14 protein-coding genes are annotated in these 14733 nt (G+C 63.0%); 7 read left to right on the forward strand and 7 right to left on the reverse strand.

All coding sequences use genetic code 11. The features are described from left to right. The coding region (locus IC66_RS42475; protein ID WP_157158020.1) for a molybdopterin cofactor-binding domain-containing protein at window positions 1-319 on the reverse strand (319 nt) is incomplete at its 3' end. 12 nt (window positions 320-331) lie between these two features. After that, window positions 332-781, reverse strand: coding sequence for a (2Fe-2S)-binding protein (locus IC66_RS0105670; RefSeq protein WP_028135089.1), 450 nt, complete (start codon window positions 779-781; stop codon window positions 332-334). Between the two features lie 332 nt (window positions 782-1113). Between IC66_RS0105670 and IC66_RS0105675 the strand changes: the two genes are divergently transcribed. Both IC66_RS0105675 and IC66_RS0105680 read left to right on the forward strand, forming a co-directional pair. Then, on the forward strand, window positions 1114-2730 hold the full coding sequence (locus IC66_RS0105675) for a B12-binding domain-containing radical SAM protein (RefSeq protein WP_038946961.1): 1617 nt from the start codon (window positions 1114-1116) through the stop codon (window positions 2728-2730). 248 nt (window positions 2731-2978) lie between these two features. Next, window positions 2979-5174: a hypothetical protein gene (locus tag IC66_RS0105680; protein ID WP_038946963.1), complete on the forward strand. Its 2196-nt coding sequence runs from the start codon at window positions 2979-2981 to the stop codon at window positions 5172-5174. Window positions 5175-5213: 39 nt separating this feature from the next. Here the strand turns inward: IC66_RS0105680 and IC66_RS0105685 are convergent, their stop codons facing one another. After that, window positions 5214-6602 (reverse strand): MFS transporter, encoded by a 1389-nt coding sequence (locus IC66_RS0105685; protein ID WP_038946964.1) that lies wholly within the window; start codon window positions 6600-6602, stop codon window positions 5214-5216. Window positions 6603-6775: 173 nt separating this feature from the next. On the opposite strand from IC66_RS0105685, the gene IC66_RS0105690 reads away from it, so the two are divergent. Further along, window positions 6776-7837 carry an isocitrate/isopropylmalate dehydrogenase family protein gene (locus IC66_RS0105690; protein ID WP_038946965.1) on the forward strand — a complete coding sequence of 354 codons (1062 nt, stop codon included), beginning with the start codon at window positions 6776-6778 and terminating at the stop codon, window positions 7835-7837. Between the two features lie 302 nt (window positions 7838-8139). Here the strand turns inward: IC66_RS0105690 and IC66_RS0105700 are convergent, their stop codons facing one another. The 3 genes from IC66_RS0105700 to IC66_RS47600 all read right to left on the reverse strand — a co-directional run bounded on the left by IC66_RS0105700 (window position 8140) and on the right by IC66_RS47600 (window position 9254). Next, on the reverse strand, window positions 8140-8415 hold the full coding sequence (locus IC66_RS0105700) for a hypothetical protein (RefSeq protein ID WP_038946967.1): 276 nt from the start codon (window positions 8413-8415) through the stop codon (window positions 8140-8142). A 14-nt stretch (window positions 8416-8429) separates the two neighbouring features. Beyond that, window positions 8430-8861 carry a pyridoxamine 5'-phosphate oxidase family protein gene (locus IC66_RS0105705; protein ID WP_038946968.1) on the reverse strand — a complete coding sequence of 144 codons (432 nt, stop codon included), beginning with the start codon at window positions 8859-8861 and terminating at the stop codon, window positions 8430-8432. 216 nt (window positions 8862-9077) lie between these two features. Continuing rightward, window positions 9078-9254 carry a hypothetical protein gene (locus IC66_RS47600; protein WP_162832242.1) on the reverse strand — a complete coding sequence of 59 codons (177 nt, stop codon included), beginning with the start codon at window positions 9252-9254 and terminating at the stop codon, window positions 9078-9080. 988 nt (window positions 9255-10242) lie between these two features. Between IC66_RS47600 and IC66_RS0105715 the strand changes: the two genes are divergently transcribed. From IC66_RS0105715 to IC66_RS0105730, 4 genes are all read left to right on the forward strand, one after another. Next, entirely contained in the window at window positions 10243-11829 is a 1587-nt protein-coding gene (locus tag IC66_RS0105715) for a hypothetical protein (protein WP_157158021.1), read from the forward strand. A 62-nt stretch (window positions 11830-11891) separates the two neighbouring features. After that, window positions 11892-12935, forward strand: a complete 1044-nt coding sequence (locus IC66_RS0105720) for a TAXI family TRAP transporter solute-binding subunit (RefSeq protein WP_038946970.1) — start codon at window positions 11892-11894, stop codon at window positions 12933-12935. Then, on the forward strand, window positions 12932-13561 hold the full coding sequence (locus IC66_RS0105725) for a hypothetical protein (protein ID WP_038946971.1): 630 nt from the start codon (window positions 12932-12934) through the stop codon (window positions 13559-13561). Before IC66_RS0105720 ends, IC66_RS0105725 begins: the two co-directional genes overlap by 4 nt. Window positions 13562-13585: 24 nt before the next feature. Then, the gene (locus IC66_RS0105730; protein WP_244429085.1) at window positions 13586-14203 is read left to right on the forward strand and encodes a DsrE family protein; all 618 of its coding nucleotides are present in this window, start codon (window positions 13586-13588) and stop codon (window positions 14201-14203) included. Window positions 14204-14263: 60 nt separating this feature from the next. Here the strand turns inward: IC66_RS0105730 and IC66_RS0105735 are convergent. Beyond that, on the reverse strand, window positions 14264-14733 hold a 470-nt coding region (locus IC66_RS0105735; RefSeq protein WP_038946973.1), incomplete at its 5' end, for an SDR family oxidoreductase.

Below are 14733 nucleotides of genomic sequence, written 5' to 3' on the forward strand. Positions count from 1 at the left end.
GCTTGCGGGCAACGCTCTGGCCGGGTGTCGGATATTCGGTCGTGACCTTGGTCCAGTCGCATTCGAGCTCCTCGGCGACGAGCTGGGCGAGACCGGTGAGCGAGCCCTGGCCCATCTCGGAGCGGGCGATGCGGATCACGACGGTGTCGTCGGGCCTGACCACGACCCAGGCGCCGATCTCGGGCGAGCCGTCGGCCGCACGGACCACGGCGGGCCCGCCGAAGGGGAGGTCGAGGCCGATGGCAAGGCCGGCGCCGAGCGTGGCGCTGCCGATGACGAAGGCGCGGCGGTTGAGCCGCGGCGAGATATGCTTATTCATGTGGGGATTTCCTTACGCGCTTGCGATCGTGTGGATCGCTTCGCGCACCTGCTGGAAGGTGCCGCAGCGGCAGATATTGGTGATTGCCTCGTCGATATCGGCGTCGGTGGGCTTCGGCTTCTCGTTCAGCAGCGCCGCCACCGCCATGATCATGCCGCTCTGGCAATAGCCGCATTGCGGCACGTCCTGGGCGATCCAGGCCTCCTGTACCTTGTGCAGCGTATCCCCGGAGGCGAGCCCCTCGATGGTGGTGATCTTCTTGCCCTCGGCTTCGCTGACCGAGACGCCGCAGGAGCGGGTGGCGACGCCTTCGATGTGCACGGTACAGGCGCCGCATTGTGCAATGCCGCAACCATATTTGGTGCCCGTCAGGCCGGCATTCTCGCGAATCGCCCAGAGCAGCGGCGTATCCGGCTCGACGTCGAGTGTGAAGGTTTTTCCGTTGATTGTTAGGTTTGCCATCGCAGTCCCCTGATTGGCCCAATCCACCGATTGAACTCAGGGGCGCAATGTGTCCGGCAAACTGGAACTGTTCAAATCAACAGTCCGAGGGGTGAAATGCGAAGAATTACGCCTCCGAGGGAAGATTGTGGGGAGGGTGGTGTTTTGTCTCGCCCTCCATCATGGTTGATTCGGTCGACCTTCCGCGGGCGCCAATCCATGGGTCTGAGGCGACGCCCGGCTGTGAAGGCCGGTTCCATGGCCGGTCGAGGCCACGGCGACAGTTTGTCCCTTTTGCCGGGGTGCAAGACGCAGGCGCTTTGGTACACTGCGCCGACGCCAGAAGGAGTTCCATGAACGTGCCGAGTCCCAACGTACTGATGCTGTACCCGCTGTTCTCGGCAGAGTCCTTCTGGACCTTTGGCGAATCCTGCAAGGTATTGGGCGTAAAGCGCCCGGCCGCTCCTTTGGGCCTGATCACCGTTGCCGCAATGCTGCCCGAAAGCTGGACGGTCCGGCTGATCGATTGCAACACGGCGTCCTTCAACGACGAGGATCTCGCCTGGGCCGACGTCGTCTTCACCGGCGGGATGATGCCGCAGCAGGCCGACACGCTGCGTCTGATCGAGCTCTGCCGCGCGGCCGGCAAGCCGGTGGTCGTGGGCGGTCCCGATCCGACTTCAAGCCCCCACATCTATGAGCGGGCCGACTTCCGGGTGCTCGGCGAGGCCGAGAGCGTCATCGACGAATTCATTGCGGCCTGGGAGGGTGGCGCGCGGAGCGGCGTCTTCACCGCACCGAAATTCCAGGCGGACGTGACCAAGACGCCGGTGCCGCGTTTCGACTTGCTCAAGTTCGAGGACTATCTCTATCTCGGGGTGCAATATTCGCGCGGCTGTCCCTTCACCTGCGAGTTCTGCGACATCATCGAGCTCTATGGCCGCGTGCCGCGGACCAAGACGATCGAGCAGATGTTCGTCGAGCTCGAGAGGCTCTATCAGATGGGTTACCGCGGCCATCTCGACTTCGTCGACGACAATTTCATCGGCAACAAGAAGTCGCTGCGGCAGTTCCTGCCGAAACTCGCAGAATGGCAGCGTACCCACGGCTATCCTTTCGAATTGTCCACCGAGGCCTCGGTCAATCTCGCCGACGATCCCGAACTGCTGGACCTGATGGGGGCGGCCAATTTCTTCGCCATCTTCGTCGGCATCGAAAGTCCGGATCCGGCGACGCTGGTCGCGATGCGGAAGAAGCAGAACACGCGGCGCAACATCGCCGAGAGCATCCACAAGATCTACGCCGCCGGCATGCTCGTCACCGCGGGCTTCATCGTCGGCTTCGACAACGAGAAGGTCTCCATGGCGGACGCCATGATCGACTTCATCGAGGAAGCGGCGATTCCCGTCAGCATGGTCGGACTGCTCTATGCCTTGCCGAACACGCAACTGACGCGCCGCCTGGAGCGCGAGGGCCGGCTCCACACCGGCCACGATGTGGCGCCGACCATCGGCGCCGATCAGTGCACGGCCGGGATCAATTTCGATCCTGTGCGCCCGCTGCGCGACATCCTGACGGACTACAAGCGCGTGCTGGAGCACGTCTACAGCCCGGCCGCCTATGCGGGACGGGTCGATCGCTTGATGACGCTGCTCGACCGTTCGCGGCAGCGCCACGAACTCGCGGAAGGGGATATCCGCGCCAAGCTCGGTGCGATGGAGACCGTGCATCGTGTCGTCTCCGCGCTTCCCGAAGCGCGCGGGCCACTGTGGCAGACGTTCATGAACTGCGCCAAGCGCGACACGTCATCGGCGCGCATTGCGGTCCAGATGATCGCCGCCTATGCCCATCTCGGACCGTTCTCGCGCAAGGTCATCGCCGCCATCGATGAGCGGCTGGCGGCGCTGGACGAGCAGATTCCGAGTCCAGCCGTGGCTGCAGGCGCGATCGAGGCTCGACATCTGGCCTGACATCCGGAGCGATGGAACCGTCGACCCTTTGATGCTCTGCCCGGCGTGCCGTCCGGGGCGCAAACTGGCTGTCATGTGTGAGATCCCGGCTTGACAGCATGACAACCTCAAGCTGATCGTCATCAGGACGACACCGCGCCTGCCGCGTCTGGACGTTCCGCGGGCATTTGAATTGGCCCGCGAGGCTCAGTGCTCGTCTGCCGTTGCGACCGACGTCACTGCCGGAAGAGCTTTAGCGGGGTTGGGCCATGTTCAGGAAGGTGATCCGCTGGTCGGTTGCGCTGATTGTCGTGGCGGTGCTGGTCCTCGCGTATCTGCCTTCCTTCATCGCCGATTCCATCTACAAGAACGTCGACGACATCACCGATGGTGAGATGCCCGCCACCGTCACGGCCTTTCAATCGGGGCCGGACGTCGTCAGTACCATCGGTGGCAGCGGCGAGGGCTTGAACTGCAGCCTGCCGCCCTGGGCCAACATATTTTTCGACGGCGGCAGGGATTCCAACCAAAAGCGCCATCTCGTCCTGCAGCGCTTCAGGCAGGCATGCGTCTTTCACGATCTGTGCTATCGCCACGGCCTTGCGACCTACGGCTATAACCAGAACGATTGCGATCGCATTCTGCAGAACGCGGCTTTTCGACTCTGTCTCTACGTACGAAACGGCAGCCAGGAGAGCAGCGCGGCGCGTTGTCAGACCGACTCCAAGATGGTTCTGGCAGGCGTGAGCCTCGGCGGATACGACGCCTATCGCGGTTGGGACCGATCGACCTATTTCGAATTCGATTCGGACCCGTCGCGGTCGAACGGATTTCTGGTCAGCCGTGTGGTGGATCATCCGTTCAAGGCGGTCGCGCCGGCGAAATACGGCAGCGACCCCGATCAGGTCATTCTCATGTTCGAGAACGTCCGCTCCAATCTTGCGGTGACCTGCATCACCTGCGCGAGTGTTCCCGTTCTCGACTGGACGACCGATCCCAACGCCGTCAGCGCCGAGTTGCGCTCGGTCGGTGTGATGCGCTTGCCGGAAGCGCTGCTCAAGCGGGAGCCCATGCTGTCCGAAACCATGCCGGTCTGGCTGCCGCCGCGCCGTCGACACGCGGCGCCGCATCTCCTGGTCGACGGAGCGGGCAAGGACCATCTGATCTGGATGAGCCGGAACAACCCGCAGGACAGCATGTCCTGCATCGTCGGCGCCGATCCGGCGCGTCTCCTCACCAATACCCTGCCGGCCCGGGATCTCTGCTCGGTCGATGCCGGCCCGTCGCTCAGCAGGGTGGAGGTCGACATGTTCGCGACCTCTCCGCTTCCGATGGAAGTGCCCGGAAGTCCGGATTTCGTCTACGCGACGTCGATCAGCACACAGAAGACAAAGGAGCAGCATCTGAGCTTCTGCTCCCGCTCTGCGTCCAGGAAGGTCGAGGACTCCGGAGGCGACGACCAGTCCAAATGCGTCACCTTCCCCGAACCGGAGGTTCGCAAGGGCGCGGCGCTCGGTGCATTTCAGAACTTTCCGCTGGTTCGCGCCGGACAGCAGATCTATTTCGCGCGGGACATCGATCAGCGGACGGATTCGCTGCTGACTGCCGCCTGGCAGCGCGCCTTCGGCAACAGCTTTTCGCCCGACGGTGCCCTGCTCGTGATCGACGTGGCGCCACCGCTCGCCGCCAAAGGGCCCCTTGCGGCCAAGCTGAAGAAGATCGTCCGGTTCAACATCGACGATCGCTTTGATCCGATGATGCCGATCACGCGCAAGGTGGACGATTTGAGATTCCTGAGCCTGGAGGCGTCGAAGTCGAGTGTACACCTTCGCACGATCGATTTCGCCAGGGACAACCCTTCCATTGGCAATGCGCGGCTGACGATGGGCAATGGTGACGTGGACCTGGACCGCTCGTGGGCGGTGAGGCCCGTGCTGGTGCTGGAGACCAGGGAGGCGCGACCGAGGACCAAGCTGGTGTTCTCGCGTGGGGAGATAGCGGTCGAACCGGGCAGGCCCGACGTGTCCCGCGCGACGACCGAAGTGTTGACGCTGCAGACCCTGGTTTTCGAACGCGATGCGGCCGCGCCGTCGGATGCGCCATTCGTGAAATCGGCTGGCGCGGCATGCCGGATCGTCTATGAGTTCGAAGCGAACCACACCGATTGGCCGTGCTATCGCGCGTTCGACCCCGACCGTACGATGCGGGCCTCGCCGGCGACGCGGATGCAGGCTTCCCAGACGCTGGTTGGACGGTTCAGCCAAGGCGGCGGCCATGGCCTCGCATTTCCCGATCTCTGCCTGAAGTCGGAGCCGATCATCCTGACGCCGCAAGGGGGCACGTTTGTGCCCCTGAGCGAGACTGCGGGCTGGAACGGTCCGCCAAGGCTGATGCGGACGATCAAATGCGAGCCGCTCGATGCCGCGGCAATCGTGAGCCGTCCCATCGCGCAGAAGGCTCCGTGAAGGCGGGCCGGCCGATTGAGGCGCGGACGCGCGTTCGGGCTACTTCACCGCCAGCCGCAGGAAGCTCATCACGCTGCCAAGTGCGGCAAAGCCGGCGCCGAGCGCCAGCGCGACGGTTGCGCCGTCGTGGCCGGCGAGCGCGAAGCAGAGTGCCGCGAGGGCCGCCCCCGTCGTCTGTCCCGTCAGGCGCGCGGTCGCGACGATGCCCGAGGCGCTGCCGCTGCGATGCGGCGGCGCGCTTGACATCACCGCCTTCATGTTTGGCGCCTGGAAGAAGCCGAAGCCCATGCCGCAGATCACCATCCGCCAGATGATGTCGGCAATGGCGGGGTTGGCCGGAAGCGTCGCAAGCAGCGCCATGCCGAGGCCGAGCAGCACCAGGCCGATGCCGCCGAGCAGGCCGACCGCGTGGCGGTCGGACAGGCGTCCAGCGATCGGCGCCATGATGCCGACCACCAGTGGCCACGGCGTCATGAAGAAGCCGGTCTCGACCTGCGAGCGGCCGAGCACGTCCTCGAAATAGAACGGCAGCGAGACGAAGGCGAGCCCCTGCACGGCGAAGGAGCACACCGCGGTCGCGGCCGACAGCGCGAACATCGGCCGGCTGAACAGGTCGATCGGCAGCATCGGCGCCGGGTGGTCGGCGTGGCGGCGCGTCAGGATGACGCCGAGCGCGAGGGCCGTGACCAGCTCGATGCCCACGACGACCGGCGACAGATTATGGGCGGCACTGCCGATGCCGGTGATGAACAGGCCGAGGCAGGCCGACGCCAGCACCGCGCCGAGGAAATCAAAGCCGTGATCGGCGCGCGGCGTCTTCGGCAGCATCGCAAAGCCGATGCCGATGGCGACGAGGCCGAACGGGATGTTGACGGCGAACAGCCACGGCCATGGGCCGATGGCCAGGATGGCGGAGGCGATCGTGGGCCCGAATGTGAAGGCGGTCGCGACCACCAGCGCGTTGTGCCCAAAACCGCGGCCCAGCATCCGGCCGGGATAGACGAAGCGCACCAGCGCGGTGTTGACGCTCATGATGCCGCTGGCACCCAGCCCCTGCAGCGTGCGCGCGACCAGCAGGCTCTCCAGCGACCACGCCACCGCGCAGAGCAGCGAGGCGATGGTGAACAGGATGAGGCCGCCGAGATAAATGCGCTGGTGCCCGACGATCTCGCCGAGCGCGCCCAACGGCAGCAGCGTCGCCACCAGCGCGATCTGGTAGACATTGACCACCCAGACCGACTGCTCCGGCGAGACATGCAGATCGGCGGCAATGGCGGGCAGGGCGATGTTGGCGATGGCGGTGTCGAGCGAGGCCATCGCCAGCGCGGTGAAGATCGCGGCGATCGCCCAGCGCCGCTGCGCGGCGGGGAGGCCGTCAGAGATGGTGTGGTCGGGCTCGCGCGCGGCGGCAGGTAACGTGATCGTCATTGCGTTGGCGCGTGGCTCCGGCGGCGCGGCTCAAATCGGTCATTTCGCATGTACTACGGTGGGGCCGCGTTCCACAGGCATATGCTTGCATGCTGTGTATGCGTGAAGGTGGGGCGATGCCGCCTCGCGCTGCCGTATGATCGCGCCGCTGCTGCAAAAATCAGGGGATCGCCATGCAAATCGTCGTTCTGCCCGGTGACGGCATTGGACCTGAGATCACGACCGCGACAACGGGTGTGTTGCGCGCCGCCTCCGAGCGCTTCCAGCTCAATTTGCGCCTGGAGGAGCACGCGGTCGGGCATGCGAGCCTGAAGCTATCAGGCACGACCGTGCGCCCCGAGATGCTCGACATCGTCCGCGCCGCTGACGGCCTGATCCTGGGCCCGACTGCGACGTTCGACTTCAAGGACGAGGCGCATGGCGAGATCAATCCGTCGAGGTACTTCCGCAAGAACCTCGACCTCTACGCCAATATCAGGCCCGCGCGCACCTATGCGGGGCGGCCCGGCCGCGTCGGTGATTTCGACCTCGTCGTGGTTCGCGAGAATACCGAGGGGTTCTACGCCGACCGCAATCTGGAGCAGGGCAATGGCGAGATGCTGGTCACGCCCGACGTGGTGATCTCGCTGCGAAGGATCACACGCCTATGCTGCGAGCGCATCGCGCATGCCGCATGCCGGCTCGCCATGAAGCGGCAGAGGCACCTTACCATCGTGCACAAGGCCAATGTGCTCAAGATCGGCGACGGCATGTTTCTCGAGATCTGCCGCGCGACGGCGAAGGCCTATCCAGGACTGAGCGTCGACGACATCCTGGTCGATGCCATGATGGCGCATGTGGTGCGCAATCCCGATCGTTTCGACGTCATCGTGTCCACCAACATGTTCGGCGACATCCTGTCCGATCTTACCGCCGAACTTTCGGGGAGCCTCGGCCTCGGCGGCTCGCTCAATGTCGGCGAGCGCTACGCGATGGCGCAGGCCGCGCACGGCTCGGCGCCCGACATTGCCGGACAGGACGTCGCCAATCCCGTCTCGTTGATCCTGTCGACCGCGCTGCTGCTGGTCTGGCACGGCGAGAAGACTGGTGCGGTCCGCTATGAAGAGGCCGGGCACGCGATCGAGGCGGCGGTGGCGAAGGCGATTGGCGAGGGCAGTGCGACGCGGGACGTCGGCGGCAAGCTCGGCACCATCGCCGCAGGTGCGGTGATTGCGGAGATCCTGCAGGCGGAGTGAGCCGTGCACATTTTTCTCGGGGCCCAAGACAAAAAGTCGAAAAACAACCCCATGCACAGTAGAAGTCTCCTTGATTGATAACGGATTTTCGAACCGCATTGCGACGGCAGTCGCGGCTGCGATCAAGTTGACCCGTCGGGCAAAACGCTGGCAGGATGCTAACGTGCCAGCGATCCTGAAAAAGACTTGGATGCCGGTCCGTTACGGAAGGCCAATTTGAAGACCGCCAAGGCTCTGGACCTCGTGATCGCCGAAAGTTTTCTGATCGGCGCCGATCAGGTGATGGACTGAAGTACGTGGGTTCACGGCAGAAGTGTCATGAACTCATAGACGACTACGGCAGCGCCGAGACAGCGCCGCCAGGGATTCACGCCGCGGAAGACCTCGTCGGCGCCCCAGACGAAGAGTCCGCCCTTCACGACGATCGTCAAGCCGACGCTGATGTTGCCTGCGGAAGGCCAGATCCAAAGCAGAAGGCCCGCAACGATAACGATCCAAAGAAGAAGATTCGGCCACTGCGCGATGGTGATGGCACCTGTTTCGCGGCTCCGGAAGAACCAATCAACGAATCGCCGCACCGTCACGGAGCCGATCAGAGCGCAACTTCACCCTCTTCACGGCCCTTCCAATAAGTTATGCGGTTGGCTTTGACCTTGATCAGCACGATGCCCGGCGTATCGATGCCGCGGTCGAACCATTTGTCGAGATCGCTCGTCCAGTGCTGCTGGAAAGCCGCCTTGTCCCGGATCAGTTCGGCCGTCCCCTCGACGGCGACGTAGATCCCCTTCGAGAACAGGCCCGCTTCCGACGAAAACCCGAGCGCGACTTTCGGATTTCGTTGGATGTCCGATACGGTGCGGGTCTGTTCATAGGCGAAGTAATAAGACGTGCCGTCGTAGGCGACATCGCCGTTGTTGCTCATGGGACGGTTGGCGATTTCGCCGTTCTCGGTGTGGGTCGAAAGAATGGCGATGTCGATGTCGGCCATTTCCTTCGCGATCTCGGCGAGCGATGTCTTGGACATGAACTTTCCTCCAGTGGGGCTGGAGCAACGGCGGGATGCAGGCCGTGTTCCCTGATGAATAGAGCGGGGGTCCATGCCCACCGGCCATTACTTCGCTGATGCAGGCTTGGCGGGTTTGAAGGAAGGGGCCGTCGGCGGGTCTGATTGATGCGCTCTTTCTACCTCGAAATAAAACCGCCCCCGACATCAGCCGGGGGCGGTTTGGATGAGATCGTATCAGTGGCCGGTGCCGGGCTTGGTGGTCTTCGGGGGCTTGCCGTCTTCCATGCGGCCCTCATTGCGAAGATCGCGTCCCTCTTGAGCCTTGCGCTGGCTCTCGGGACCCTTGCCGTGCTCGTTCATCTCTTCCTTGATGTAACCGGCGCCTTCCTTGATCTTGCCTTCAACGCTCATGATCTTCTCCTTCGATATTGGAGATAACGCGTTGGCGGATTTGGCGTTCCGGCATCAGAACGGCGCAGATTTGCGGGGAACCGAGTTGTGCCTTCCCGAGCGTCTAACGCGCAGAATGGCAGAGCATTTGCGAAACTCATCGTGCTGAGTGCTGAACGTTCGTCGATGGGTGTCGCTGCGCGTTCATGGCGTGGCTCGGACCTTCCGAGCTGTGACGCTGGTGCACGACAGGCGCGCTGCTCACTCATCCGTTTCCGTTCAATTTCGTTTCGCTCTTCCGCTCTTCAGGAGTGGTTGCTGCCACGGGAGGGGCGACTTGCGCCATGCAGTACCTGTTGATCCGCAGGTGGTGGTTGAAGAAGCTGGCGGCGGGTCAGTGATCGTGCGCGCGCCTCTCGGGAGCACGATTGACCGCATTTGAAGGCCAGGAAGATGCTCGGCGGGCTGTCGCCGACATTGTTCCGGCGCGAGGTCGCGGCAAGACGGCTGGTAAGAAGCCAGCGGGCCAAGTGACGTGGAGATCAACGCTCGTTGTGGAAAACCGTCACTCGAATACAAGCCCTAACGCCAACCAGGTCGCAAGAGACAAGCAGACGCCAATTCCCAAATAGGGCAATGCAAGGCGCATCGGTCACTCCTCAGCTCCGAGACGCTGCGAAAACGCCGTCAGCTTCGCATGTTCGCCGTGCCCTGCCCATATTCCATACGATGTACGAGCTTTGGTTCACCGTGGACGGCAACGTACCCGACTGCACAATGAAGACGATGCGCCTGATTTGACGTCCCCTTTGCCGTACCAGGCTGATTTAATTTGACTTCGCATTTGGTTCAAAATATATAATTTATTTAATTATTTAATTGTGGGTATGGTGCCATGCCGAACTGCGAAACAGGCGGAGCAATCGCGCCGTTCTAGCTGTTATCTAAAGAGGCGTGATCAATGCGCCGACCGATTGATACTGCACCCAGGGACGGAGAAGACATCTGGGTGGAAGATGCGACCGGGGTTGTTGACGTCGCTCGCTGGTCGCCTCAAGCAGGCAAATGGGTCTCCAAAGACGGCGCTCCAATCAACGCCGAGCCGACCCATTGGTCTCCCGAAACTGAGGACATTGACCCAGAGGGCGGGCCATTGGGCATTCCGCTCGCAGCGGCTGTCATTTTGCTTCCCGCGATCCTGATTGGAGCGGCCTTACTGGGTGTGTTCGACACTTTCGGCGCACGAGCAATTCCGGAAACGACGCAAATCGGCGGCGAGAGTGCCCTCAGCTTCGAGCAACGGCCGGAGATAGGGGCGGGGTCGCAAGCGCTCCTTCAGCGCGAAGCAAGCGGAGCCCTGACGTACACGGTGCCGGCAGGCATGGTGCAGCCTGAGCCATGGCCGGATCGAGATGCTCTGCACGCTAATGCGCGCGCCAGTGAACTGGACGGGGCGCGCAGGGAACTTGACGAGGCGGTCCAGCACGCGCACGCGGCAAAAATTGCGGCGGACGAGTTGCGGCAGTCGCTGCAACAGGAGCAAGCGCGCAACGCTGCGCTTGCGAACGAAGTCGCCGAATTCCGCCGCGAGATCGATGCCCGCGACGCAGGATCGCGGAAGGCGGAGGATGTGGCCGCGCAGCAGAGAGAGGCGGCGCAGCGGGAGATCGCAGAACTAGAGGAGTCCCTGCAGCGCGAGCGGAAAAATAGCGCCGTCCGCGCAAGGCAGGTGAACGCCGCACAGGCAGCAGCGGCGAGCGCTGAGCAGGAACGCCACGAGGCGCAGTCGCGCGCCGCCGCGCTCGCGAGCGAACTCGCCGGAATGCCTCGCCGCTTGCCTATGACGGAAGCTGCGACCGCGGAGCAAAGCCAGGCGGCGGGGCTGGAGATTGCGGAACTGCGGCAGTCCCTGCAGCAAGAGCAGGAAAAGAACGCCGTTCTCGTCACGGAAGCCAAAGCAGCACAGGCAGCAGCTGCCGATGCCGATCAACAACGCCGCGCTCTGGAAAAGGCTCAGGCGCACGCCGCTGCGCTGGAGAGCGAACTTGCCGAAGTGCGCCGGGAGATCGAAGCCCGCAACGTGCAACTGCGCGAGGCCGAAAATGCGACCTGGCAGCAGGGCCAGGCAGCGAAACAAGAGATCAGCGAACTGCGACAGTCGCTGAAACAGGAGCTGAGCAAAACCGAGGCCAGGGAGAGAGATCTTGCACCGGGGTGGCGCTCGACCCATGAGCGCGTCCTCGCCGAGCAAGCAAATGACGCCCCGGTCTTGCCGGCGACGCGGAGCGTGGAAGTGGCGGAGCCACCGACCGCTGCCGCCCAGAACGAGGCGGAGGCCCGTTTGATCCCGCGTGCCAGGGCGCTCCTCGATCAGGGGAATATCGGTGCAGCACGCATTGTACTCGAGCTCGCGGCTGAGAGGGACGTTGCGCAGGCAAGTTTCATGCTCGCCGAGACCTACGATCCGGCGGTTCTATCCGCCTGGGGTACTTATGGAACTCGCGGCGAAGCGGCCAAGGCGCGCGAGCTCTACGCGAAGGCACACAGGGCCGGTATTCGCGAAGCGAAGGAACGGCTGGATGCCTTGCGACCCTGAGAATGGGCTTCTTGCAGTCCGAGAGACGAAAGCTTGCGGTGGCTGAGCCGGAAGGGAACGACATGAAGAAGGCGCCAAAGTTACGCTCATTGCTCCTGCTCACTTGGTTGGTGCCGGTCGCTATGATGCTTCAAACGGCCTGCCTGGATGCGCAAACGGCGAAAAATGCCAAGGCCGATGCACAGCTCGACCGACGGCCGCTTCCGAAAGAGAACGAAAAGGACCGGATGAACGCCTGGACGGTCGGGCTCGCCGGGGGCCTGCTCGAGGGCGCGCCGATCCGCCTCGCCGCAGAAATGGCTCGCGTCGTCGACGACGGAGCAGACCTGCATCTCCTGCCGATCGTCACCCGCGGGGCCACCGACAATCTGAATGCGCTGCTCTATTTGCGCGGCGTCGATACTGCCATCATCAATTCCGACGCGCTCGAGGAGTATAAGATTCAGGCACCGCAGATCCGAAGCCGCATCACCTATCTGCTCAATCTCTTCCCATCCGAGCTGCACATTTTTGTGCGGCCTGAAATCACAAGCCTGCAGGATCTTGTCGGCAAGAAGGTGAACTTCAACACCCTGGGCACCGCGGCCGCCTATTCAGGACCACTGATCTTCAGCCGTCTCGGGATCGATGTCGAAAAGACATTCATCCCGCATCAGGTTGCCCTGGAACAGATGCGCAAAGGCGAAATGTCGGCCGTGGTGTTCATCACCTCGAAACCCGTCGACGCCTTCGTAAAGGGCCGTTGGGAGGCTGGATTCAAGTTCCTCCCGATCCGTTACGACAAGAAGTTCGAGGACTATTATCTGCCCGCGACCTTGGACGCCAACGAGTATCCAAATTTGATCAAGCAGGGTGAGCGGGTCTCGACCATCGCGGTCCCGACAGCGCTTGTCGCTTTCAACTGGCCGCTCGGCTCCAATCGTTACCAACGCGTGGCTCGCCTTGTCGAGTACCTGTTCTCGCGCATCGACCGCCTGCAGGCACCAGGCTTCGATCCGAAATGGCAGTCGATCAATCTTGCGGCATCGGTCCCGGGTCTCACCCGCTTCCAAGCCGCGCAGGAATGGCTGGATCGCAAAGCGCGCAGCGTACAGGCGAGGCCATGAAGACTGCCGCTCCTCCGCTCGCTGTCGCCTTCAACGTCGCCTGCGGTATCGCCTACGCGCAAAGTACGACCGATCCCATGGAAACACTTAGGGCTTGTTCGGCGATGGAGGGACAAGCCCGGCTGGAATGTCTGCAAGACTTGTCGCGCAAGATTCCACCGTCCAGCCGGGGTGGCCGGGATGCTGGCTGGATCGTCAGCGAGACGACTTCGCCAGTCGATTATCTGCCGGTCGTCACCGCCACCGCCACTTCTGTCGGCAGCTCGGATGGCGCCGCGATGCAGCTCGCAATCCACTGCCGCAGAGGCCGCACGGAAGTCATAGTCGCCGGACCGGCGCTGTCACGCAGCGCCAACGAATACGTGATCTCCTTTCGGCTGAATGCGGATACGCCAATGCAACTCGCAGCAGCGTCGCCGTCATTCGGATCGGGCGTCGCTTTCGGGGGCGACGTCGTAAAGTTGTTGAGCTCACTACCCGACGACGGCCACATCGTCGTGAGCCTTTTCACCCGCACTGGCCCGGTGCAAGGCGGACAATTCCTGCTCAGCGGATTCGAAAACGTGCGCAAGAAAATGGCGGCTGCATGCAAATGGCCACATGCCATCGCCAGACCGGGTAGGTGATGGTCAGGAAATGGGAGACACGAGATGATCAATCCAAAATTGGCGATGGCACTCATCGGAGGCTTGACGATACTGCTTCTGGTCGGACCAGGCGCGCAGGCGCAGCAGGACAACCAGTGGATCCCGCAGGCGCGCGAGAAGAGCCAAGCGAGCAACGCGAAGCATCCGGGTGGACAGAAGCAGGTGGGCAAGCCGCGGCAGAACCACGCGATCAGGCAGGATCCTCCGAACAGCACGAAGATGGCTCAGGCTACAAAAACCGAGAGCGCGAAAAAGTCGCACCGGCTGGTGCTGCAGGTTAATTCCAACGACCCTGCGATGATGAACCTCACGCTCAACAATGCGAGCAACGTCGCGCAGTACTATCGCGATCTCGGTGAACCGGTGTCGATCGAGGTCGTCACCTTTGGTCCTGGCCTTCACATGCTGCGCGATGACACCTCGCCGGTAAAGCCGCGCATCGAGGTGCTCGCGATGAGCCATCCCGAAATCTCCTTTAAAGCTTGCGGCAACACGCAGGAAAACATGCGCAAGGCGGAGAACAAGGACATAAGCCTGATTCCACAGGCCACGATCGTCAAATCCGGCGTCGTCCGCGTCATGGAGCTGCAGGAGCAGGGCTGGAGTTACGTCAAACCGTGAGGTCCGGCGGCAAACCGGAGAAGGCGTGCGTTCGCGGGCCGTGGATTCAGGAGGCCAACCCTAGAACTGATACCGCCGCAGCCCGCCATCCACCGGGATCACCGTGCCCGTGATGTAGCGCGCCACAGGTGAGGCCAGAAATACTGCCAGTGCGGCGAGGTCTTCCGGCTCGCCCCAATAGCCGACCGGAATTTCCTCTTCCGCAAAGCGCTCGCGATAGTCAGGCGCGTAGTTGCGGCGGATCTGCTCGCTCATGATGCGGCCGGGCGGGATGCAGTTGATGGTGATGCCGTGCTCGCCGATCTCGCGCGACAGGCCCTTGGCCCAGGCGTGCACGGCGGCCTTGGCGGCGAACGCCGCGTTGAGGCCTTCCGGCTCGGACTTGCCGGTGATGTTGACGATGCGGCCCCATTTGCGTTCGATCATCTGCGGCAGCAGCGCATGCGCGATGCGGCGGTAGCTGGTGAAATTCAGCGCGATCGCCTCGTCCCATTTGCTGTCGGGGGCATCGACCGGCAGCGGCCGGCTGC

It is taken from the genome of Bradyrhizobium genomosp. III, from assembly GCF_000261705.1.
GTDB lineage: Bacteria > Pseudomonadota > Alphaproteobacteria > Rhizobiales > Xanthobacteraceae > Bradyrhizobium > Bradyrhizobium ottawaense.

Bases quoted from the DNA above. Each gene is read 5' to 3' on its own strand.
- IC66_RS0105680 (WP_038946963.1), top strand. From the start codon at position 2,979: ATGTTCAGGAAGGTGATCCGCTGGTCGGTTGCGCTGATTGTCGTGGCG.
- IC66_RS0105725 (WP_038946971.1), top strand. From the start codon at position 12,932: ATGAAGACTGCCGCTCCTCCGCTCGCTGTCGCCTTCAACGTCGCCTGC.
- IC66_RS0105675 (WP_038946961.1), top strand. From the start codon at position 1,114: ATGAACGTGCCGAGTCCCAACGTACTGATGCTGTACCCGCTGTTCTCG.
- IC66_RS0105705 (WP_038946968.1), bottom strand. From the start codon at position 8,861: ATGTCCAAGACATCGCTCGCCGAGATCGCGAAGGAAATGGCCGACATC.
- IC66_RS0105670 (WP_028135089.1), bottom strand. From the start codon at position 781: ATGGCAAACCTAACAATCAACGGAAAAACCTTCACACTCGACGTCGAG.
- IC66_RS0105720 (WP_038946970.1), top strand. From the start codon at position 11,892: ATGAAGAAGGCGCCAAAGTTACGCTCATTGCTCCTGCTCACTTGGTTG.
- IC66_RS47600 (WP_162832242.1), bottom strand. From the start codon at position 9,254: ATGAGCGTTGAAGGCAAGATCAAGGAAGGCGCCGGTTACATCAAGGAA.
- IC66_RS0105690 (WP_038946965.1), top strand. From the start codon at position 6,776: ATGCAAATCGTCGTTCTGCCCGGTGACGGCATTGGACCTGAGATCACG.
- IC66_RS0105730 (WP_244429085.1), top strand. From the start codon at position 13,586: ATGATCAATCCAAAATTGGCGATGGCACTCATCGGAGGCTTGACGATA.
- IC66_RS0105685 (WP_038946964.1), bottom strand. From the start codon at position 6,602: ATGACGATCACGTTACCTGCCGCCGCGCGCGAGCCCGACCACACCATC.